At 42.0% G+C, this 21,534-nt stretch carries 18 protein-coding genes; 12 read left to right on the top strand and 6 right to left on the bottom strand.

Annotated features, from left to right (window positions below):
* Window positions 1-125 precede the first annotated feature (125 nt).
* From MKY93_RS03505 to dctP, 7 genes are all read left to right on the top strand, one after another.
* The gene (locus MKY93_RS03505; RefSeq protein WP_340758262.1) at window positions 126-1,547 is read left to right on the top strand and encodes an amidase; all 1,422 of its coding nucleotides are present in this window, start codon (window positions 126-128) and stop codon (window positions 1,545-1,547) included.
* Window positions 1,548-1,565: 18 nt separating this feature from the next.
* Window positions 1,566-2,615, top strand: a complete 1,050-nt coding sequence (locus MKY93_RS03510) for a TRAP transporter substrate-binding protein (protein ID WP_340758263.1) — start codon at window positions 1,566-1,568, stop codon at window positions 2,613-2,615.
* A gap of 22 nt (window positions 2,616-2,637) precedes the next feature.
* Window positions 2,638-3,738, top strand: a complete 1,101-nt coding sequence (locus MKY93_RS03515) for an NAD/NADP octopine/nopaline dehydrogenase family protein (RefSeq protein ID WP_340758264.1) — start codon at window positions 2,638-2,640, stop codon at window positions 3,736-3,738.
* A complete protein-coding gene (locus MKY93_RS03520) occupies window positions 3,725-4,723 on the top strand; it encodes a 3-hydroxybutyryl-CoA dehydrogenase (RefSeq protein ID WP_340758265.1) in 999 nt (332 codons plus the stop codon). The genes MKY93_RS03515 and MKY93_RS03520 overlap by 14 nt, the downstream gene beginning before the upstream one ends.
* A 155-nt stretch (window positions 4,724-4,878) precedes the next feature.
* The gene (locus MKY93_RS03525) at window positions 4,879-5,376 is read left to right on the top strand and encodes a TRAP transporter small permease (protein WP_078817092.1); all 498 of its coding nucleotides are present in this window, start codon (window positions 4,879-4,881) and stop codon (window positions 5,374-5,376) included.
* 11 nt (window positions 5,377-5,387) lie between these two features.
* Window positions 5,388-6,704, top strand: a complete 1,317-nt coding sequence (locus MKY93_RS03530) for a TRAP transporter large permease (protein ID WP_340758266.1) — start codon at window positions 5,388-5,390, stop codon at window positions 6,702-6,704.
* 50 nt (window positions 6,705-6,754) lie between these two features.
* Window positions 6,755-7,756 carry a TRAP transporter substrate-binding protein DctP gene (dctP, locus tag MKY93_RS03535; protein ID WP_340758267.1) on the top strand — a complete coding sequence of 334 codons (1,002 nt, stop codon included), beginning with the start codon at window positions 6,755-6,757 and terminating at the stop codon, window positions 7,754-7,756.
* Window positions 7,757-8,174: 418 nt separating this feature from the next.
* On the opposite strand, the gene MKY93_RS03540 is transcribed toward dctP, so the two are convergent.
* The 3 genes from MKY93_RS03540 to MKY93_RS03550 form a co-directional block, all read right to left on the bottom strand.
* Window positions 8,175-9,299 carry an acyl-CoA dehydrogenase family protein gene (locus tag MKY93_RS03540; RefSeq protein WP_340758268.1) on the bottom strand — a complete coding sequence of 375 codons (1,125 nt, stop codon included), beginning with the start codon at window positions 9,297-9,299 and terminating at the stop codon, window positions 8,175-8,177.
* A gap of 830 nt (window positions 9,300-10,129) precedes the next feature.
* Window positions 10,130-10,732 carry an Ig-like domain-containing protein gene (locus MKY93_RS03545; protein ID WP_340758269.1) on the bottom strand — a complete coding sequence of 201 codons (603 nt, stop codon included), beginning with the start codon at window positions 10,730-10,732 and terminating at the stop codon, window positions 10,130-10,132.
* Window positions 10,659-11,936 (bottom strand): S8 family peptidase, encoded by a 1,278-nt coding sequence (locus tag MKY93_RS03550; protein ID WP_340758270.1) that lies wholly within the window; start codon window positions 11,934-11,936, stop codon window positions 10,659-10,661. Before MKY93_RS03550 ends, MKY93_RS03545 begins: the two co-directional genes overlap by 74 nt.
* Before the next feature lie 181 nt (window positions 11,937-12,117).
* Between MKY93_RS03550 and MKY93_RS03555 the strand changes: the two genes are divergently transcribed.
* Entirely contained in the window at window positions 12,118-13,128 is a 1,011-nt protein-coding gene (locus MKY93_RS03555; RefSeq protein WP_340758271.1) for an S-layer homology domain-containing protein, read from the top strand.
* Between the two features lie 323 nt (window positions 13,129-13,451).
* Here MKY93_RS03555 and MKY93_RS03560 read toward each other — a convergent pair whose 3' ends face one another.
* The 3 genes from MKY93_RS03560 to MKY93_RS03570 form a co-directional block, all read right to left on the bottom strand.
* The gene (locus MKY93_RS03560) at window positions 13,452-14,282 is read right to left on the bottom strand and encodes an EcsC family protein (RefSeq protein ID WP_340758272.1); all 831 of its coding nucleotides are present in this window, start codon (window positions 14,280-14,282) and stop codon (window positions 13,452-13,454) included.
* Window positions 14,283-14,351: 69 nt separating this feature from the next.
* On the bottom strand, window positions 14,352-14,960 hold the full coding sequence (locus MKY93_RS03565; protein WP_340758273.1) for a protein kinase family protein: 609 nt from the start codon (window positions 14,958-14,960) through the stop codon (window positions 14,352-14,354).
* A gap of 678 nt (window positions 14,961-15,638) precedes the next feature.
* Window positions 15,639-17,081 carry a BclA C-terminal domain-containing protein gene (locus MKY93_RS03570; RefSeq protein WP_445683475.1) on the bottom strand — a complete coding sequence of 481 codons (1,443 nt, stop codon included), beginning with the start codon at window positions 17,079-17,081 and terminating at the stop codon, window positions 15,639-15,641.
* A 1,207-nt stretch (window positions 17,082-18,288) separates the two neighbouring features.
* Here MKY93_RS03570 and MKY93_RS20405 point away from each other — a divergent pair.
* The 4 genes from MKY93_RS20405 (at window position 18,289) to MKY93_RS03590 (ending at window position 21,531) form a co-directional block, all read left to right on the top strand.
* Window positions 18,289-18,471, top strand: a complete 183-nt coding sequence (locus MKY93_RS20405) for an IS3 family transposase (protein WP_445683502.1) — start codon at window positions 18,289-18,291, stop codon at window positions 18,469-18,471.
* A 353-nt stretch (window positions 18,472-18,824) separates the two neighbouring features.
* A complete protein-coding gene (locus tag MKY93_RS03580; RefSeq protein ID WP_078817098.1) occupies window positions 18,825-20,510 on the top strand; it encodes a propanediol/glycerol family dehydratase large subunit in 1,686 nt (561 codons plus the stop codon).
* Window positions 20,511-20,524: 14 nt separating this feature from the next.
* On the top strand, window positions 20,525-21,112 hold the full coding sequence (locus MKY93_RS03585; protein ID WP_445683476.1) for a propanediol/glycerol family dehydratase medium subunit: 588 nt from the start codon (window positions 20,525-20,527) through the stop codon (window positions 21,110-21,112).
* Window positions 21,109-21,531 (top strand): diol dehydratase small subunit, encoded by a 423-nt coding sequence (locus tag MKY93_RS03590; RefSeq protein WP_340758274.1) that lies wholly within the window; start codon window positions 21,109-21,111, stop codon window positions 21,529-21,531. The genes MKY93_RS03585 and MKY93_RS03590 overlap by 4 nt, the downstream gene beginning before the upstream one ends.
* Window positions 21,532-21,534 lie beyond the last annotated feature (3 nt).

A 21,534-nucleotide genomic window follows, 5' to 3' on the forward strand; every position in this document is an offset into this window, starting at 1 on the left:
GAAAGGAGGGGTGTTAATGGAATTGACTGAGTACTTAAACTATAAGTTTGGGATAGACATTGCAGAATTAATGTTTGAAGAACCGGCATTTATTTTTACTCTCGAAAACTATGAGGAGGATTAAGATGAGTGAACTCCTATTTGAAAACATTGAAACGGTAAGTTCATTGATACAGAATAAAAAATTATCACCTGTAGAATTAACTGAATTATCAATCAATCGTATTAAAGAGCATGATCCTACACTTAATGCGTTTATTACATTGATGGAGGAAGAAGCAATAAACCAAGCAAGGACACTAGAGAAAGAAATTTATGACGGTAAGGTTCGAGGATTTTTACATGGTATCCCTATATCTGTTAAGGACTTACTTCAAACAAAAGGTATACGTACGACTGGCGGATCTAAAGTTTTTGAAGATTGGATTCCTAATAAGGACGCTACTTCTGTGCAGAAAATGAAAGACGCAGGAGCCGTGATTATAGGTAAAGCAAATCTCCATGAATTCGCTATGGGCGCAACAACTGAGAATCCGCATTATGGAAGTGCGAAAAATCCTTGGAATATTAAAAAGATACCTGGTGGATCTAGTGGTGGTTCGGCAATAGCTACTGCGACAGGTATGGTCTTTGGCTCAATTGGAACAGATACCGCAGGTTCTGTAAGACTGCCAGCAGCCATGTGCGGAACAGTAGGCTTCAAACCGACATATGGTCTTGTAAGCCGATATGGTTCTTTTACATTTAGTTGGTCGTTAGATCATGTCGGACCAATGACTAGAACGGTTAAAGATTCAGCAGCTATGCTTGAGGTAATGATGGGCCATGATCCGCTTGACCATTCCTCTATAAAGAAAAGCTGTTCGGTTCAATTAAATGAGCCATTAAAAAATCTTAAGGGAATTAAATTAGGTTTTTATCAAGATTATATGTTTTCCGGCATTGATCCAGGAGTGAAGCGTGTAATTGAGAAGGCATTTAATCAGTTAGAACTTCTTGGCGCTGAAATAGTTCCCATTGATTTACCTGGAATCCAAGAAGCGCTTGAGGGCTTAAAAGTAATAGCCCAAACTGAGGTGCTTTCTTTCCATAATCCTATCTTGAAAAACCATAGTCAGTTATATGGAGACGATTTAAAATTCAGGTTCAAGTATGGTCAAGATCAATTAGCATCAGCCTATTTAACTGCTCAGCGTACTCGAAATGAATTCATCGGTCGTACATTAGAGCAAATGAAAGGAATTGATGCCCTTATTGGTCCTACTAATGTTCAGCCGCCATTTGATATAGGTACGATGGTTCCTGAACAAGCAATAAGCAATATGTTTACTCTCGGTAAAACGCCACTTGCAAATATTTTAGGTTTTCCTGCACTTTCTGTAGCATGCGGATTTACTGAGGACGAGCTTCCGGTAGGACTCCAAATTATCGGAAAACCACTTTGTGATAAAAGAGTTTTGGAAATTGGTGATTGTTATGAAACATCTCAGCAATGGGTGCAAGCACTAAAAACAAACATTAGTTACTTTAACGCTTACCAACATTAAGAGAAATGGGGAGAAGTTGTGGAGGATAAGAAAAATCGTTCAATAGTATTTTTTCTATTCACTTTCTTATTTTTTGTGTTAGCCGGTTGTGGAACGGAAGATGTGGAATCAAAGTCTGCGAAAGCAGCTGATAAACCGATTAAGTTATCGTACGCATTTTTTGCACCTGACTCTACTTTTCCCGCAATACAAATGAAAGAGTGGGCGAAAGAATTAGAATCCAGGACTGATGGGAAAGTTAAAATTGACATGTTTTACGGTTCCACTTTACTGGAAGCGAACAATATGTTTGACGGAGTAGCAAATGGCACTGCCGATATTGGCCTGACTGCCACTACGTATGAACCTGGGCGTTTCCCTTTGCTTGAAATATCAGACCTTCCATCGGGCTATCCTAACTCGGAAGTTGCAAGTCGAGTTGTAAATAGTCTAATCCAAGAGTATCCACCAGAAGCATTAAAAGACTTTAAAGTTATCACCGCTTTTGCCACAGAACCATCTTATATCCAGAGTAGAGTACCCATTTCAAATCTTAAAGAAATGACTGGGAAACAATTACGGATATCAGGAGGATTAACACCTGTTATGGAGAGGCTTGGTGCAGCTCCAGTTGGAATGTCGCAAGCTGAAGTACCTGAGGCACTGCAAACAGGTGTAATAGAAGGAAATGTTTCTTCGCGTGAAGTTTTAAAGGACTTCAAACTTGCCGAGACAGTAAAGTTTGTGACAGATTATCCATTTGCTATTACAAGTTTCGTATCCGTAATGAACAAAGATACGTGGGAGTCACTTCCTAAGGATGTTCAAGAAGTAATAGATGAACTAAATAGTGAAATGGGACAGTTTGCAGGAAAATATTTAGATAAGCATGTTGAAGATTCAATGAAATGGAGTCAAGAGGAGCATGAGCTGGAAGTTATCCCATTGACTGAAGAGGAAAGCAGTAAATGGGATGATCTTTTAAGAGAAATACAAGAAAAAGCAGTTCAAAGTGCTGACGATAAAGGATTGCCTGGATCTGTATACCATGAGAGGTTATACGAACTTATTGACGAGTATTCTAACTAAATATACGAGGGGGAATATACTGATGGAAATAGCGGTGATTGGCGGGGGAAATGGATGTTATGCTGCGGCGGTGGATTTAACTGAAAAGGGACATAAAGTTAGACTATGGAGGCGGGATAAAGAAGCGTTTCAGGACGTATTGGAAAATCAATCTATTGATGTGATAGATGCCACAGGAAAACGCTCAGTCCCTATAAAACTAGCAACAAATGATTTAATGGCAGCTGTTCAAGGTGTAAAGTTGATTGTTATTCCATTACCAGCTGTTACACAAGAAGCTATAGCGGAACAACTTGCACCTGTGTTAGAAGATGGTCAAGTCCTATTTTTACCGCCGGGTACATTTGGAAGTTATGTTATGGCGGATATACTCCAGAAAAAAGGATGTAAAGCAAACGTAGTATTTGCGGAAACAGGAACTCTTCCATATTTAGCAAGGAAATATGATGAGCACACAGTATCCATTTCAGGAAGGGCTACTCGGCTGCCAACAGGATTCTTTCCAAGTGACGAATCCCAATATGGGTTTGATATTTTGAAAGAGGCATTCCCTTCCGTAGAGCTAGTTGAAGATGCACTAAGTGGCGCCTTAATGAACGCGGGTCCAATTATTCACCCGCCACTTATATTAATGAATGCTGGTCCGATAGAACATTTTGATAAATGGGACATACACAATGAAGGTACTCAAAAATCTGTTAGGAATGTCCATAAAGCATTGGATGAAGAGAGAATTATGATCCGTGAAGCACTAGGTTATAAGGCTCCTCATTTTCCTCTAGATGATCATTACAATCTGGATGGAGATGAATGGATGTACGGGAATGGTGCACATGAAAAACTTGTAGATGGTGAAGATTGGTTCGAACCTTTGGATTTAAGAACACATCGTTATATGAGAGAAGACATTGAATGCGGACTTGCCTTTTTAGTCTCTATTGGGGACTGGTTAGGAATCTCGGTGCCAACTGCTGCCGGACTGCTTGCAATCGCATCAAGTGTAGTTGAAGAAGACCTAAGGGGACAAGGGAGGACACTTGAAAACCTTATGCTATCCACTAAAACACCGGAAGAACTTAAAAATATTCTTCAAAAGGGATTAATGCAATATGAGGTTAACTGATGGAATTGTTGCTATTGCAGGCGCCGGACGAATGGGAAGAGGAATTGCATTGACGTTCGCCTACCAAGGATATGAAGTTTATTTAATGGATATAAAGAAAAGAGAAAAGAGTGAATTTGAACAACTTTATATTCAATCCTTCGAAGAAATTAAAAATCAATTAAATATTCTAGTATATGGAAATGTTGTCCCACAAGAATCTGTGAACCGGGTATTAGATCGTGTGAAGATTTGTCGAGACGATGATGAGACACTTGAATGGGAAAAGATTGATATTTTTTTTGAAGCAGTTCCAGAAGTCAAAGAGATTAAACAAGAGGTTTTCCAAAGATTTTGTTCTAAAATTCCAAAGAAAACGCCTATAGCTTCCACAACTTCTACATTCTTAGTTGATGATTTAGCAGAATTTGTGACAAATAACGAAAGATTTATGAATACCCATTGGCTGAATCCTGCGCATTTAATCCCGCTCGTAGAAGTAAGTGCGGGAAGTAACACCAGTGAACAGGCTATACAAAAGATGTTTACGTTGCTTGAAAGAATAGGGAAAACACCAGTAAGGTGTGCACCTTCTCCTGGATTTATCGTTCCTAGGATTCAAGCTTTGGCAATGAATGAAGCGGCCCGACTAATTGAAGACGGAGTAGCCTCTGCTAATGACGTGGATAAAGCTATCAGAAATGGATTTGGAATTAGGTTTGCTGTCATGGGACTTTTAGAGTTCATTGATTGGGGAGGAGCCGACACTCTTTTTCACGCAAGTAATTATCTGAAGAGTGAACTACAAAGCGATCGATTTGCACCGCCTATGATTATTGAAGAGAAAATGAAAAATGGTGAGATCGGAATGAAAGTAAAAAAAGGATTTTATGAATTCGATGGCAAGGATATCGACAACTACCAACTTCAGACTTTAACAAAGTTTGTTGACTTGCTGCAGCATTTAGGATTTCTAACAGTTCAAGAGAAAGATCGTGTACGTTAAGTTGCGTAGTGGAAGCTTAAAAGAAGTTAATTAAAAGTATTACATTTTTTACAACTGACTAGGTTATCTCAATATAACCTAGTCAGTTGTAATTTGTCAGAATATATAGCTTTAACTTACATTAATTGATTGTTTTGTGAGAGAGGAGGAACGGCATGTTTACCAAAATAGACAAGTTTTTTGATTTGATAATAAACTTCTTGGCTGTAATGGGACGTATTGTAATCATTATAATTAGTTTACTCATAATTACGGATATCGTTGCATTGAAGTTTTTTAATTACTCCTTCTCTTGGATAATGGAAGTTTCAGAATATCTACTTGTAATGTTAACGTTTTTAGGTGTGGCGTGGCTATTAAAGGAAGATGGTCATATTAAATTAGATTTATTAATAAATAGAATGAGTAAAAGAAACAGAAGAAGGTTAGAAATACTGAATACCTGCTTAGGAGCTGTAATATCTTTGGTAATTACAGTGTATGGATTTATAGCTGTATTAAATTTATATGAGAGAGGAATAAAGACTGAGACTATTTTAGAAATTCCTCGCTACTTACTGATCTTAATAATTCCTATAAGTTTTATATTTGTTTTTATACAATTTATTAGAAATCTGTTTGCGTTAGTAAAAAAATCTGAAATAGAAACCTAGGAGGAAATGAGATGGAATGGTGGGTTGCACTAGCTATTGTTTTCGGAAGTATGTTCATTCTATTTATGATCGGTTTACCAATAGCATTCTCATTTCTTGCAATTAATATTGTTGGTGTAATTGTATTATGGAATGGCGAAGCGGGATTAAATCAATTAGTCCTAAACATATTCTCCTCAGTTTCAAAGTTTTCCTTGCTGCCTATTCCCATGTTTATATTGATGGGTGAGATTATGTTCCGAACAGGACTAGGTTTCAAAGTATTGGATGCAGTGGGTAAGTGGTTTGGGAATTTGCCCGGTAGATTGAGCATAGTGGCCGTGGGCAGTGGAACGTTATTTTCAGTATTAAGCGGTTCTAGTGTTGCAAGTACAGCATTGTTAAGTTCCTTGCTAGTTCCTGATATGCAAAAAAAGGGTTACAGTCCCGCCATGACAGTTGGTCCAATCCTTGGTAGCGCGGGTTTAGCCACAATGATACCACCTACAGCGTTAGGAATCTTGCTTGCTTCGCTTGCATCAATTCCAGTGGGGCATTTTTTGTTTTCGATTGTTATACCTGGGATTCTTCTGGCATTCATTTTCATTTTGTATATTATTATAAGATGTTATTTACAACCTGAATTAGCACCGAGTTATGATGTTGAGAAAGTATCAATTAGTGAAAAGTTAATCGGGACGATCAAGTATATTTTGCCGCTTGGAATTATTGTATTTCTTCTATTAGGTCTAATTATACTCGGGTATGCAACCCCAACTCAGAGTGCTGTTTTAGGCGCACTCGGTACTATAGTGCTTTCCATGTTTTATGGAGGTTTAACTTGGGAGAAATTTTGGGATTCCTTAACTGGGACGCTAAGATCCAGTGTCATGATATTTATGATTATTATCGGTTCAACAACTTTTGGTCAAATATTGAGTTACACGGGAGTTACAGGAGGTCTTGTGCAACTTGTAGGCAACATAGAAATCCACCCCATCATGATCTTGATATTGATTCAAATGGTCTTACTTCTATTAGGTTGCTTTATGGAACCTTTATCAATAATGATGATGACACTTCCAGTATTAATGCCTATAGCTAAGTCTTTGGGTTTCGATCCTCTGTGGTTTGGAGCGATTATGCTTCTAAATATGCAAATTGCCACAATCACGCCGCCGTTTGGGATGGATCTTTTCGCTATGAAGGCAGTAATACCAAAGGGAACGATATCTATGAAGGGAATTTATCTGGCAGTCATTCCATTTATCCTATTAAATTTACTAGTAATGGCCTTAATGATTATATTTCCATCACTGACATTGTGGTTACCTAGTTTTGTTAAGTAAATACAGAACTAAAAAATCGTAATACTGAAAGAATTTAAGGGGGAAAATGAATGAGAAATAGTATCAAGACATTTAAAGTAATGGCAATTGTACTAATGATTCTTTTATTAGTTGCATGTTCACAGGATGGAGAAGTAAGTAGCGCAAAAGGAATAACATTAAATGCAGTTAGCTTCTTGCCAAAAGATCATCCATTAACAGCAACGCTGCATGATTGGAATAAAGATGTTGAAGAGGTGACAGAGGGAAGGGTTAAGGTGAATTGGCGAGGCGGTGCCGATGTGATCCCTATAGGGGAGCAATTCGAAGCTATGAATTCTGGTGTGATGGATATTAATTTTACTTATATTGGACAATACCAAACACTTGCACCTGAAACACTTAGTATAGCCCTTTCCCAAATTGAACCATGGGAAGAACGAGAAAATGGTTTCTATGATCTAATGGCGGAACGTCATGAAGAGATGAATGTCAGGTATTTAGGGCGCTGGCTGACTGGGTCTCCAAGATTATGGTTAAACGATTCTATTGATAGTGTTGATGATTTGGAAAAGATGCCAATCCGATCTGCTCCAAATTATACACGTTTTTTCGAAAAGCTTGGAATCTCATCTGCGATGATCGATCCTTCCGAGGTATATACGTCTTTGCAGACAGGTGTTGTAAAAGGTTTTGTATATGGCGGCTTTAATGGGCCTAGACAAGATGGTTGGACAGATTCTTCTAAGTATGTGTTGGATCATCCGTTCTGGACACAAAATTGTACGATACTAATGAATGATGATAAATGGAAAGAAATTTCTGCTGAAGACCAAGAAGCAATTCTAGCCGCTACCGCTGATTATGAAAGAAAGATGGTTGCATACTACGATGAGTTGGATAAAAAGGAGATTGAAGAGTTGAAAAATGCGGGAGTAGAACTTTTTAAACTTCCGGAAGAAGAGGAAAAAAAGTTTTTAGATTTAGCTTATAATACAGAATGGGAATACCTTGAAAGTAAAGTACCCGAATTAGTTGATGAACTTAGAGATTTAACCCTTAAGAATGACTAACGCCTAAGATTGTACAACTGTAACTCAAGAAACGAGATTCTGTAAATGAATCTCGTTTTTTATGTGCTTAAAAAAGTATACAGTACTGTAAGGAAAGTCTGGTTTTTATTGAAGTACGACAGACAGCTATCTGAGAGGATTTCTCAAATCAGAGAGGCGGTTATTTTTATTTCAATCAAGTGGAGTTGGCTGGCATTTACTGAGGTATTAAAATAAATAAAAGAGGCGTCTTTCCGGAGCGGAGAGAAGGGAAGACATAAGAACTTTCCGCTACGCAATGACGCCTTTACAGTATGTTTTTAATAATTTAGTTTTATGGGGCTAAAACGTTTTACGTTCTTGTTTATTGAAACAGCGGTGAATGTTTCATCATACACAATTTTTTCTGACACGGGCGTTCTTCACTGATTGACCGTTTTTAAATAAAACCTTTCATTGGCGGTACACCCAATTGTACTGATCCAGCACCCTCAAACATGCTCTCGTTCAGGAACGCGTGCTGGGTCACGACCATTGCATCACGCAGATATCGCTGTAGCGGGTGTCCGTTGTAAATAGCTGAAGTACCGGCAAGGAGATAGGCTGATTGCACGGCGCTAGCACCTTCTCGGGCAGCTTGAGCAGCAGACAGACGTAGCATGCTCGTTTGTTCATCCGAGACACCATCACCTTTCAGGATCGATTTCCAAGCGGATTCAGTAGTCTCGTAGAAGAAGGCTCGCGCTGACCTTAGTGTAGCTTCTGCCTTTGCTACAGAGATGCGCAGGTAAGCTCGATCGGCCATTCTAGGTGCACCTGTTATACTTGTGCGTCCGGCCATCTTAATAATTTCATCTAGCGCAGCACGGGCTACTCCGAGATTTACCACCGCTAGTACTTGCGCTGCATAAGCGATGGATGGGTATTGGAAAATCGGCTCTTGAATAGAAGAGTCACCGCCACGGACAAAAATACGTTCGTCAGGTACGAAGACGTTTGTCACACGCAAGTCATGGCTGCCCGTTCCACGCATCCCAATTACTTCCCAGTTCTCGATAATTTCAACGTCTTCAGGTCTTAACACAGCAGTCAGTGGCTTGCCGCCTTCCCCTGTACCAATACCAACGCCGAGAAGATCGGCTCCCTTACATCCGCTTGCAAACTTCCAAAGACCGTTAACAAGCCAGCCGCCATTCACTCTCTCTGCGGGTTGAACTGGAAACAGCCCGCCTGCGAAGACCACATCCGGATCCTCTGCATACAGTTCAGCGAGTGTTTCACGAGGTAAAGCCGCTAGGTAGATTGCAGCAGAGCCGAAGCTCGCGACCCATCCAGCCGATCCATCCGCTTCGGATATATTCTCGATTAACTGCAAGAACTCCATGGGCGAACGGGCATCTCCTCCAAAACACTGCGGCGCATGGGCGCGATAGATACCCAATTCCTTCAGTTGCGCTATCATGTCCTTTGGTACGTGCCGCTTCTCTTCAAATTCTTCACGCCGGGAACGAATTTCTCTCAATACATGATCGAGCTTGTTTTGATTTTTTATTTGTATAGTCATAATTTATTCCTCCCTGAAACTTAGTATTCATGTAATAGTATTTGGTTCTCTTTAATTGAAAAAGACGATCACCTATCAATCCGAAACAAGAATAGTTGACTAGCCCTTAAGCCTAAAAAAGAATAAGTAGCCCTTGGAAACGCATTCTATTACAGCCTGTATTCTCAATCTAATTGAAACTTTATCGCTAAGTAGTGCAGCTGTTTTTATAATAGAACATTTGCAATATTTAAACTACGATGCATTAGGTCTGAATAAGATGAATATTCCGTATGATTCGTCTACTAAGAGAACCTTTGGGCCACGAAAACCAGATACAGCCGCACAGTACAAAGTCGAATAATAACTTGTTGCCTTAACTCGTAAGTCCCCCTATAAATTTTAGTATGATAAGGAATCGATTAAGTTGTTACTTATTGAAACGAGTCAAATTGCGCTTTACCAACGCAGCGGTTGTATGGGAGGAACATGAAGAAAAAATACCCGCCTGTCTGGAGAACGCTAAAGATCCATGCAATCGACAGATCAAAAGGCATATCGGATGTTGATCCGTGTGAAAAAGCTTAAGGCATTCCACCCGATGTCATGTTCGAAGAACTGACAGACTACTGCTGGGATTAATAAAAGTGCATACAGTGATTGGGAAAATATTGTATACTAGGATACTAACCAAACTACCGCGAAGTACCTGAAAGCGTTGGCTTCTACTTCGAAGGAACTGCTGAAGTAGGCGTTCTTGATTGCAGATACCGGTAAAACAATAAAATCATAAACGAAAAAACGGCTAACCATCCCTCGGGCTGGTCGGCCGTTTTCTACTTCCTCATTTCCTACCGTACAATAAACCGCATATTTACGTTTTCAGTCAGTAATTTCCCGTCTTTAGCCTGGACCCCTTGTCGAATGTTCAGGTAGTAAGTTCCCAGTTCCCATCGACTTTGCGGTGCAATTATTAACTGGTCAGGAACCGCGGGATTGAATGTAACGTTAAAGGTCGTAATCGGCTGTTGTCCATCCGCCCTTTTTGAAATCTGAATGTGCTTCTTATAATTCATGCCCTCGGCTAACGGTTTATTGAACTTCACAACAAATTGTTTTGAAGTGTTTACGGTTAGATCCGCAAATGTGCCGACGAATGGTTTTGGTGCATCCACGATGACTTTAGCTGTCGCTTTATACTTGCCATCGACTGTTTCAGCAGTGATGATTGCTTCTCCTTTTGAGACTGCGGTCACCATCCCTGATTGGCTGACGCTAGCAACTGTTGGTCGGGAAGAGGTCCATACCACGTTCCGATCGGTTGCATTTGATGGTGTGATGGTTGCTGTCAATGCTGTTTGTTCACCCACATCTCCATCTTCACCCGCAAGTAGTTGTATCATTGTCTGGTTCAATGAAATTCCTGTGACCGGCACGGTTTGTTTCTGAATCAATAACTGTTCGAGTTCTGCCTTTACTTGCTTGCTTGCTGTTTAATAAACCGAAACCATATTCGGCATCTTTTCTAGCTGGACCTAAATCTTTGGCGGTTTTTGTTAAGACGTCTGTAATTTCCTTCACCGACAGTTCTGGCACGATAGCTTTCATCATGGCGACCGTTCCGGCGACAATCGGAGCAGAAAAGGATGTTCCGTTCGCTATGACATAGTGATTGGAAATCCCGGTCGTATAAATTTGTTCGCCAGGTGCCACGATATCGACTTGGTTATTATAATTTGAGAAATCGGATCGGCTATTCCGTTGGTTCACGGAGCCAACGGAAATTACTTCATCATACGCAGCTGGATACATAGTGGGGTTGCCCTTTAACGCATCATTCCCTGCAGAAGCGACGATCGGGATACCTACCCTCACTGCCCGGCGGATAGCATCTTGTTCAATAGTTGAAGGTGACGTGCCCCCTTGGCTAATATTGATGACATCGACGCCTTGTTGAAGGGCATAATCGATCGCTTTTAGGTTATCCGCTACCGTTGATTTGCCGTCATCATGCACGGTCTTTAATGGAAGAATGGAAACACCATAACTCCCCATCACACCGGCAATGCCTTTTCGATTGTTACTGTTGGCAGCAATGATACCTGCTACGCTCGTTCCATGGTCATTCACATCTTGAATATTTTGTGTTTGATCGATAAAGTTGAAGCCACCCGGCGCAATTCGTCCGACTAAATCCTCATGAGTCGTGTCAATTCCTGAATCAATGACCGCTACGACTGCCTGCTTTTTCTGTTTGGCGGCTAACGGCCATAGCTGCTCGGCTTGTACATGCGGCAACCACCATTGATTAGTATAAAAGACATCATTGGTGACCGAGACACTTCGCTCGTGGTTTGGTTCAACTGCTACAATGAATGGATTTTCCTCTAGTTGCTCGGCCGCTTGCATTAAATCCATTTCATTAGGAAATGAAAGAAGTTCAACAGAGGACGTTACTGTTTCCACTTGTTCAGCTGTATTAGGAAGTGGAATGGGGGCCGCAATGGACTGCGGTAACTCTGCGTATTTCACAAGCAATTCATTAGAAGAAGTATCAATCGTTTCTGCAAATGAGTAGGTAGCGCTAGAAATAAAGACCAGAAAAGCCACCATGAGATAAGACAACATATATCGTAAAGAAAGGTATCGTTTTTCCACCTGATGCGTCTCCTTTTAATAATTATTTAGGCTACTATTTTACTATGAACATAGAGTAATTGTCTCTCTATATTACTCAGAAGTAAAGTAGTTATAGAATCCAAATGACTAGCACATTCTGTGGAAGGTTAGTATAATAACAGATAATAGTCTATTTGGCTTATTAGGAGGAAACGATTGCATGTCCAAACGTTATCAAAGATTCACCGCGCTCGCCGCTTCTGCCGCATTAACTATTCCGATCCTCGCACCGATAACGGCAAGTGCGGAAGGATTCTCCGATATTAAAGGAAGTTCACACGAGAGCTCAATTAATGCGCTCGTTCAACAAGGGATTGTCTCAGGGTATGCTGATGGAACGTATAAACCCAACAAATCGTTGACACGTTCCGATGTGGTTAAACTGATGGGCAAATGGCTCGTCTCTCTCGGATTCAAAATCCCGGCTGATTATCAAACGAAGCCACGCTTTTCCGATTTAACCTCTTCATCGAATGAAGAACTGCTAAAATATGCAGCATTAGTGAAGGACCATGGAGTTTTCAATGGTCAAGCCGACGGAAAACTTAATCCGGCAGGTGATATTACCCGTGAAAACATGGCTATCGTTCTCATACGTGCATATGATGCCATCCACAGCACAGATCTCGTGACATATGTGGAAAGTCAGCCTTTCATAAAAGACGTGGGAGACAAAGAACAAGCAAAATTGGAAGCCCGGCCATTCATTGACGTTCTGGACTTTTTCGACATAACCAATCCGGCAGTATCTGTATTTAATCCGAAAAATACGACAACCCGTGGCCAATTCGCTTCATTTCTATATAAAGTATCCACTGTTCCAGTGCCAGTTCAAAAAAGTGGTGCTCAACAACCACCTGTTCAGACGCTCAATTGGCAATATAACGGAATAAAAACAATCCGATTAGACCATGGAGCAGATTTCACCTTTCCGGAAGTGAAAGCGATAGATGACTCGGGTAAATCGTTTGCTGTACAATTTGTGATTAAAGATGCTGCAGGGAATACGCAAACCGCAATTGATACGACTAAAAGCGGGATGTATACCATCACATACAGCGTCATAAATGTAGCCGGAGAAAAGGTACCTGATTTGGTCATTGCAGTGTGGGTAGCCCCTCCAACTCCTCTCGTGGATGATGGGGAGTTGGAAATCATTTCAATTACATGAGAAATTAAAATCCCTGAATCGGATTAACGATTCAGGGATTTTTCTAGCAGACAATTTTGCAGACTGCATTTAATGTAAGGTCATAAAGTGGATAGAACACTGAGTAGGCAACAGAATCCTAAAAACATGTATCTGTGAGTCACACTATTCAAATATCATTTTGAACTGCGTGCAATGTCTATCTGATTAACTGTAGGAAAGTAAGTCATATACATTTACAATGGAGTGCATTTGAGTAAGATTAGATAACCCTTTTTTCTTTTATCCTCAATAGAAAAGTGGACACACTAATCATATACGTTCATACGTGTTTTTATTCAACACTACCGAACATCCGAAAACAAGGAGTCACTTGAATCATGCAGTATATCCAGCCTTTCAACAATCCTTCTTTTTCGATAAAGCATTTTTCCTGCTTCGGCAATGTCGTTGACAGCGGAACGATTAATGAAGGCGCCAAACACGAGACCTGCAATCGGAATCATTTGGAAAAACTTTTTCCAACCAAGTTGATCTCGATAGGAAAAAAACACTTCACGCCAGCCCTGTAGTTCAGATAAAATTTCACGTTTTAAAGCATCATCAGGTGAATCAAATTGAGACAATTGAGTTAGGATGGCTTGTTTGCCTACAATGTCGGCTGAGACATATTGCATACATTTTACGACGAACAAACGCTCTTCTTTAATATTTGGATCATATCCATAACAAATTGCAATGTCCTGCAACGTTTTTAGTTGCAAACTAAGCAATAGTGGAATGTCGATCGACAATGTGAAAACGCCACCAATGCCAGTGCCCGCGCCTTGCAGTGTTGCAAGTTTTTTTCTGTTGCCCGTAATTTTTTCGACAGCGACATCCATTGTAGAAACGGGTAGCTTTTCTACATTTGCTAAAGTGCTCACATCTAGGTTCGGATAATAAGAGGAAATTTTAGAAACTGAGCTTAAATAACTCCCACCTGTTTGTATGTACTGACCGAGTTCGTCAAGGAGTATACCGATTTTACGTTGAATAAAATCAGGGGTCCATTTATCAATTATTTTAAACGGCAAACGCCCTAGCTTTTCCCAAAACCATAAATCACTCTGATTGTTCTCCCAATTTTGTACTTTTTTAAGTTCTTCTGTTAACCATTCTCTAGAATCATTCATCGTTCTTTTCTCCTTTTTCTAAGAATTACCTCATTTACCCATTTCAATGCTTTTGAATTCCACATCTATTCATGCCCGAAAAAATGGTATGCACCTTTTTTTATATAGGATAGCAATGAAATTTAGAAATGGAGCAGAAACCTTCTTTGGAAATAAACGTTTGCAATAAAAATTTACGTAGGCTCTTTTTAAATTATCCCATTGCCGGCAATCCTTTGTTTGTCTAAAACGAGCAACATCAATGAGTTTTATCTCACCAGTAATAGTGACAATAATATTGCGCAAATGAACATCGGATGGATTTAGACCCCTTGCAGCTGCTAAAGATAGTGCATCGTCAATTTGTTTAATATGGGCGGACGTTATGATTTCTCCTTTAGACAAGCACTCAAATAGAGTATGGCCTTCTATATAATCCATCACAATATAATTCGATCCTGAATCATACACAGCTGGATAATACGTGATGTTTTGAAGCTTTTTATAAATGTCGGTTTCCTCTTTAGCGATATAAGAAAAGGCAGGGAAATATACTTTAATTGCCTTCATGGTGGATTTTATTCTAAACACAAATGCACTTCTACCTGTTCCAATATGCATTAACGAATCATCATAGTGAATTAAACGGTTTTCCTTGTTTATAGTGACTGTTTTTGCAAGTTCTTGATAGCTTTGCAAAGTTTGACCTCCAATAAATTAAAAATGAAAAAGGCGATATGTCCAATTATTGGTCATATCGCCTCTAAATAAATAAAAGACCTCACCAAATAAACGGTAAGGTCTCGCAAACAACTAGTGTTGTAAACAAAGCCGGGGATTAACATCCCGTATTGACGACTTTGCTTTATAGCTACTCCCCTTAAAGGAAGTTGTATATTTTTTTGTATGTTCAGTATAAACGCTACCGGATTAGGTGTCAATTCGATATGCTTTATAGCGATTATCTGTGCATTTCGCAATTAAAACTCTGCTGATGCGAATAGCTCATCAAACGTTCCTTTGACTCTTTAATGCTGGTATCCGCTCTTTAAACAATTCTCCCATGGAAATTTTCTCTGGATTATTGAAGCAAAAGATGTTTTATCGCGAACCCCTTTCCGCGTACGAGGATCTGAAACTAGATATTGAGTCTAATATTCGGTATTACGATATAAACGCATCAAGCAGAAATCGGCCGGCAGAAATCGGGTTTAATACCGCCTTCGAACCAGCCAACTAGCTGCTCAATATAAAACCCTAATTTTTAGGGCTACATCAATTAGAAGATTGCTTCCCTCACCACTTAGTAATCAGGATGGTATCTAAATTATATTAGGGTCTGGTACCTGTTCCTTCTGGTTCCATATTTAGTCGGAACTAACTTAATAATTTAATGATTATGGAAGCATTTACGTTTGCTTGTGTGCCTCCTATCAGAGAAGCAAGGCCAACTGCTGCTGCAGACGAATGATTTCGAAGAGTTAGAACATCACCAGCTGCGATGGTGATTATAGCCTGACCGTTATTTTGCTGCGTGCCTGCACCAGAACCGTAGATTGTTCCCGCAACTAGCACGCCATTTAAGAATAATGCGAATTGGTTGGGTTCTGTGCCCGATACGGAGAAAGTAACCTCGTAGAAACCCGGAGTAGTAATTACAATTTGAGTAGTGCCTGGAGAATGCGTAATTCCAGGTGTTATTATTCCGTTTGAGTCAAACATAACATCAGCCTCTATAGCTACTGTTTGAGGAGTTAGGTTGTAAATATACCCAAATTCGGACAATCCACCTGCAGCTCCTGTAGCTCCCGTGGCACCAGTAACTCCGGTAGGTCCAATAGGTCCGGTGTCTCCTGTGGCACCCGTAGCTCCAGTAGCCCCAGTAGCTCCAGTCGGTCCCGTTACGCCCGTAGCACCCGTAGGCCCAGTTGGTCCAATATCTCCCGTGGCACCGGTAACTCCGGTAGGTCCAATAGGTCCGGTATCTCCTGTGGCACCCGTAGCCCCAGTAGCTCCAGTCGGCCCCGTTACGCCCGTAGCACCCGTAGGCCCAGTAGGTCCAATATCTCCCGTCGCTCCCGTGGCACCAGTAACTCCGGTAGGTCCAATAGGTCCGGTATCTCCTGTGGCACCCGTAGCCCCAGTAGCTCCAGTCGGCCCCGTTACGCCCGTCGCACCCGTAGGCCCAGTAGGTCCAATATCTCCCGTCGCTCCCGTGGCACCGGTAACTCCGGTAGGTCCAATAGGTCCGGTGTCTCCTGTGGCACCCGTAGCTCCAGTAGCCCCAGTAGCTCCAGTCGGCCCCGTTACGCCCGTAGCACCCGTAGGCCCAGTAGGTCCAATATCTCCGGTCGCTCCCGTGGCACCAGTAACTCCGGTAGGTCCAATAGGTCCGGTGTCTCCTGTGGCACCCGTAGCCCCAGTAGCTCCAGTCGGCCCCGTTACGCCCGTAGCACCCGTAGGCCCAGTAGGTCCAATATCTCCGGTCGCTCCCGTGGCACCAGTAACTCCGGTAGGTCCAATAGGTCCGGTGTCTCCTGTGGCACCCGTAGCTCCAGTAGCCCCTGTAACCCCTGTAGCTCCAGTCGGCCCCGTTACGCCCGTAGCACCCGTAGGCCCAGTTGGTCCAATATCTCCCGTCGCTCCCGTGGCACCGGTAACTCCGGTAGGTCCAATAGGTCCGGTGTCTCCTGTGGCACCCGTAGCTCCAGTAGCCCCTGTAACCCCTGTAGCTCCAGTCGGCCCTGCCCGTAGCACCCGTCCCAGTTGGTCCGATATCTCCCGTCGCTCCCGTGGCACCGGTAACTCCGGTAGGTCCAATAGGTCCGGTGTCTCCTGTGGCACCCGTAGCTCCAGTGGCCCCTGTAGCTCCAGTCGGTCCCGTTACGCCCGTAGCACCCGTAGCACCCGTAGCACCCGTAGGCCCAGTTGGTCCAATATCTCCCGTCGCTCCCGTGGCACCGGTAACTCCGGTAGGTCCAATAGGTCCGGTGTCTCCAGTGGCACCCGTAGCTCCAGTAGCCCCTGTAACCCCTGTAACCCCTGTAACTCCAGTCGGCCCCGTTACGCCCGTAGCACCCGTAGGCCCAGTCGGTCCGATATCTCCCGTCGCTCCCGTGGCACCGGTAACTCCGGTAGGTCCAATAGGTCCGGTGTCTCCAGTGGCACCCGTAGCTCCAGTGGCACCCGTAGCTCCAGTGGCCCCTGTAGCTCCAGTCGGTCCCGTTACGCCCGTAGCACCCGTAGCACCCGTAGCACCCGTAGGCCCAGTTGGTCCAATATCTCCCGTAGCTCCCGTGGCACCGGTAACTCCGGTAGGTCCAATAGGTCCGGTGTCTCCAGTGGCACCCGTAGCCCCAGTAGCCCCAGTAGCCCCAGTAGCTCCCCGTCTTCCGGTCGATCCAGTAGGACCAATCGGGCCTCTCGCACCAGTATCTCCAATAGGTCCCTCATATCCTCTTGGTCCCCGACACCCTCGTGGTCCACGCTTACAATTACATCGTTCTGAAGACCAGCAACGTGAACAGCTGTTGCAATTGCAGTTCTGTTTTCCATGTTGATGATAAAAATCATTGAAATCCATATTATCACCTCCTTCCTACCTATCATATTCAGTGAAATTAGGTAGGGACGGGTGAGCAACACTGTACTCAAAGTAATTTATAGTGTAATAGCTATGTTTTTTAATTGGATTTCCAGTTCTTTAGATTATTTGTTTATTACTACTCCTTCGTTTCTGAATCGCTAATTATATAATCTTGTCATGTGAATAAGTTCCTTTAAAGTATTAGTGGCAATTTAAGAAGTAGGTTTCAGCAGCGTATTATTTGTATATCAACACTTTACATGAAGTGGAGAGCGTGGTAAGATTTTCGCCTTGTAAAAGAGAGAAATTGTTAATCTTTTCTCCTCTTAAGATATCATGTCTACAGATGCTCCATATCAAGCGACAAAAAACGAGTGGATGTTTACGGGGGATAGAGAATAAACATACTGCCATTACGCACATAAATAGATTGCCAAGTACATCTTCAGCTTTTTTGGAACGGGAGAAGTATTATGGCGTGGCGCTTCGCTTCGCACATATAAGAAAATTAAAAGAGATATCGATTCTTATCTCAATTATCACAACAACGAACGTATCAAGCAAAAAATGGTTGGCATGAGTCCAGTTCAATACCGATTTCACACCAGCCAACTAGCCTTTTAATATAAACTTCTAACTTTTTAGGGGTCACTTCAAAACAGAGCGGCTCCTTTTTATTTTTCTCTAGAGTAAAGGTAATAAGAATAAGTGCTATGGATGAATTCTCCAATTCAATCAACGGTAAACGATGCAATAGTCAAAATAAAACACAATTAGATGATAGAAGTGGTTAATTTTGAGGGTTACAATTAATTAAACACCAGACATATCCAACGACCCCATCCGAAAAATGCTAATCCACAGTTTGAAAAAGTATCGATATTCCTAAGTCAAGTATCGATTCTATAGAGCAATGAATATATACATAGCTTATAATCAATTTAATAGATTGAAAATTTAGAAAAGGAAGTGCTTGCATGAAACCGAACCCAACCGCAGTCAGACGTTCCAAGCGTTTTCAAGTGTTGGAGGATCGACCTGTCAATAAGGATGGATTTGTACATGAGTGGCCGGAACAAGGATTTGTTGCGATGTCCAGTCCGAATGATCCATCGCCGTCTATTGAGATACAGGATGGCCGCATTGTCGAGTTGGATGGAAAACTGCGTAAAGATTTTGATATGCTAGATCAATTTATTGCGGATTATACAATTGATGTTGCAACTGCCAACGAGATGATGAACATGGAAAGTGTGGATATCGCAAGGAAATTAGTAGATATCAATGTGTCACGTTCTGAAGTATTAGCGATTGTAAAAGGTTTGACCCCTGCCAAAATAGTAGAGGTGCTCAATCAATTAAATGTGGTAGAGATGATGATGGCGCTTCAAAAAATGCGGGCCAGAAAGAAACCTTCCAATCAATGTCACGTGACAAATGTTCGAGATAATCCTGTCTTGATGGCGGCAGATGCGGCAGAAGCTGCGTTAAGAGGATTTGATGAGCAGGAAACGACGGTAGGAGTTGTGCGGTATGCACCATTTAATGCGCTTGCCCTTTTAGTAGGTTCCCAAACTGTCAGAGGCGGGATTTTGACGCAAGATGCATTGGAAGAGGCAACGGAATTACGATTGGCGATGCTTGGTTTGACGACGTATGCAGAGACGATTTCAATTTACGGAACAGAGTCCGTTTTTAAAGATGGAGACGATACCCCATGGTCAAAGTCATTCTTGGCATCTGCATATGCATCACGGGGATCGAAGATGCGTTTCACTTCAGGTACGGGTTCCGAAGTACAAATGGCAGGTGCGGAAGGAAAGTCGATGTTGTACTTGGAAATTCGCTGTATCATGATGGCAAAAGGCGCAGGTGTCCAGGGACTGCAGAATGGTTCGATTAGTTGCATTGGGATTCCAGCTGCAGTTCCAAGCGGAATTCGCGCAGTATTGGCAGAAAACTTGGCTACGACTATGTTTGATTTAGAAGTAGCTTCAGGAAATGACCAAACTTTTTCTCACTCTGAAATACGCCGCAGTGCAAAGATGCTATGTCAAATGTTGCCTGGCACAGACTTTGTCTTTTCAGGTTATAGTGCGGTTCCGAACAGTGATAATATGTTCGCTGGATCGAATATGGATTCATCCGATTTAGATGATTTTTTAATTATACAACGAGATATGATGGTGGACGGTGGTTTACGGCCAGTTGAAGAGAGCGAAGTAATTGAAGTCCGCTATCAAGCTGCTAAGACGATGCAAGTCCTTTTTGATGAGCTTGGTTTTCCCGCGATCACTGAAGAGGAGATCGACGCGGCAACGTATGCGAATAGCAGCGACGATATGCCGAAACGAAATGTGATGGAAGATTTAAAAGCTGCTGAGAGTGTACTGAAAGAAGGAATTACTGGATTGGATGTGGCATTGGCTTTAGCTAATAGAGGCTATCATCAAGTGGCAGAAAGAATTTTCAATATGCTTAAGCAACGCGTGGCGGGGGATTATTTACACACTTCCGCAATAATTGATGAGAATAATATTGTACGGAGTGCCGTTAATAATGAAAATGACTATACAGGACCGGGAACCGGTTATCGAATGAGTGAGGAAAGATGGGAAGAAATCAAGAATATTCGCCAAGCAATCAGTCCAAGTGAGTATTGAGGAGGTGTCATCAGATGAATTATTCATATTTAATTGAAATGCAAATGGATGATCAATCACGAGCGGCTAAAGGATCGGATCCGAAAGAAGTTATCATTGCTGTTTCACCGGCTTTTGGGAAAGCGCTTTCGAAGACGATTGTTAGCGTAGAGCATAGTGAAGTCTTGCGTGAAATTATCTCCGGGATTGAAGAACAAGGCGGTGTAACACGTGTAATCCGTAATTTTGAAACTGCTGACTTAGCATTTATTGGGCATCTTGCTGCTAAATTAAGTGGCTCAGGAATAGGAATCGGCATTCAGTCTAGGGGGACTACGATCATTCATCAACGGGATTTAGATCCATTAAGCAATCTGGAACTCTTTCCGCAATCACCGCTGATTACACTTGAAACCTATCGTGATATCGGTAGAAATGCCGCTTTATATGCACGGGGAGAGAACGTTGATCCTGTTCCGGTTGTAAACGATCAGATGGCTAGGCCCCGCTACCAGGCAATTGCAGCAATATTGCACTTGAAAGAAGCGCAAGAAATTGTAAGGGGCAAGCCAGCTGTAAATGTAGACTACAGCTTTACCATTTCAGAGGAGGAAACCGTATGAGCCGATTGACAAGACAAGATTACCCATTAGGACAGAAAAGAACAGACGTATTATTTACGCCAACGAACAAAGCCTATGATGACTTGACTTTAGAAGCGGCGTTAAAAGGAGACATCTCGAGTAAAGATTTACGGATCAGCCCCGAAACTTTAATTATGCAGGCGGAAATATCGGAGAGTATAGAGCGAGACCAATTAGGGAGAAATTTTAGAAGAGCTGCAGAACTAATTTCGATTTCTGATGAAAGAATTCTCGAAATCTATAGTGCTCTTCGTCCCAACCGTTCCTCTCATGAAGAATTGCTGGCCATTGCTGATGAATTGAAGCGTGAATATCAGGCGTTTGAAAACGCCAAGTTAGTAGAAGAGGCGGCTGAAGTATATAGCCGACGAAACTTATTACGTATAGAAGAGGAATAAGTA

The organism is Sporosarcina sp. FSL W7-1283 (genome assembly GCF_038003105.1).
Lineage (GTDB): Bacteria > Bacillota > Bacilli > Bacillales_A > Planococcaceae > Sporosarcina > Sporosarcina newyorkensis.

Bases quoted from the DNA above. Each gene is read 5' to 3' on its own strand.
- MKY93_RS03515 (WP_340758264.1), top strand. From the start codon at position 2,638: ATGGAAATAGCGGTGATTGGCGGGGGAAATGGATGTTATGCTGCGGCG.
- MKY93_RS03530 (WP_340758266.1), top strand. From the start codon at position 5,388: ATGGAATGGTGGGTTGCACTAGCTATTGTTTTCGGAAGTATGTTCATT.
- dctP (WP_340758267.1), top strand. From the start codon at position 6,755: ATGAGAAATAGTATCAAGACATTTAAAGTAATGGCAATTGTACTAATG.
- MKY93_RS03540 (WP_340758268.1), bottom strand. From the start codon at position 9,299: ATGACTATACAAATAAAAAATCAAAACAAGCTCGATCATGTATTGAGA.
- MKY93_RS03585 (WP_445683476.1), top strand. From the start codon at position 20,525: ATGAATTATTCATATTTAATTGAAATGCAAATGGATGATCAATCACGA.
- MKY93_RS03555 (WP_340758271.1), top strand. From the start codon at position 12,118: ATGTCCAAACGTTATCAAAGATTCACCGCGCTCGCCGCTTCTGCCGCA.
- MKY93_RS03505 (WP_340758262.1), top strand. From the start codon at position 126: ATGAGTGAACTCCTATTTGAAAACATTGAAACGGTAAGTTCATTGATA.
- MKY93_RS03590 (WP_340758274.1), top strand. From the start codon at position 21,109: ATGAGCCGATTGACAAGACAAGATTACCCATTAGGACAGAAAAGAACA.
- MKY93_RS03520 (WP_340758265.1), top strand. From the start codon at position 3,725: ATGAGGTTAACTGATGGAATTGTTGCTATTGCAGGCGCCGGACGAATG.
- MKY93_RS03560 (WP_340758272.1), bottom strand. From the start codon at position 14,282: ATGAATGATTCTAGAGAATGGTTAACAGAAGAACTTAAAAAAGTACAA.
- MKY93_RS03580 (WP_078817098.1), top strand. From the start codon at position 18,825: ATGAAACCGAACCCAACCGCAGTCAGACGTTCCAAGCGTTTTCAAGTG.
- MKY93_RS03525 (WP_078817092.1), top strand. From the start codon at position 4,879: ATGTTTACCAAAATAGACAAGTTTTTTGATTTGATAATAAACTTCTTG.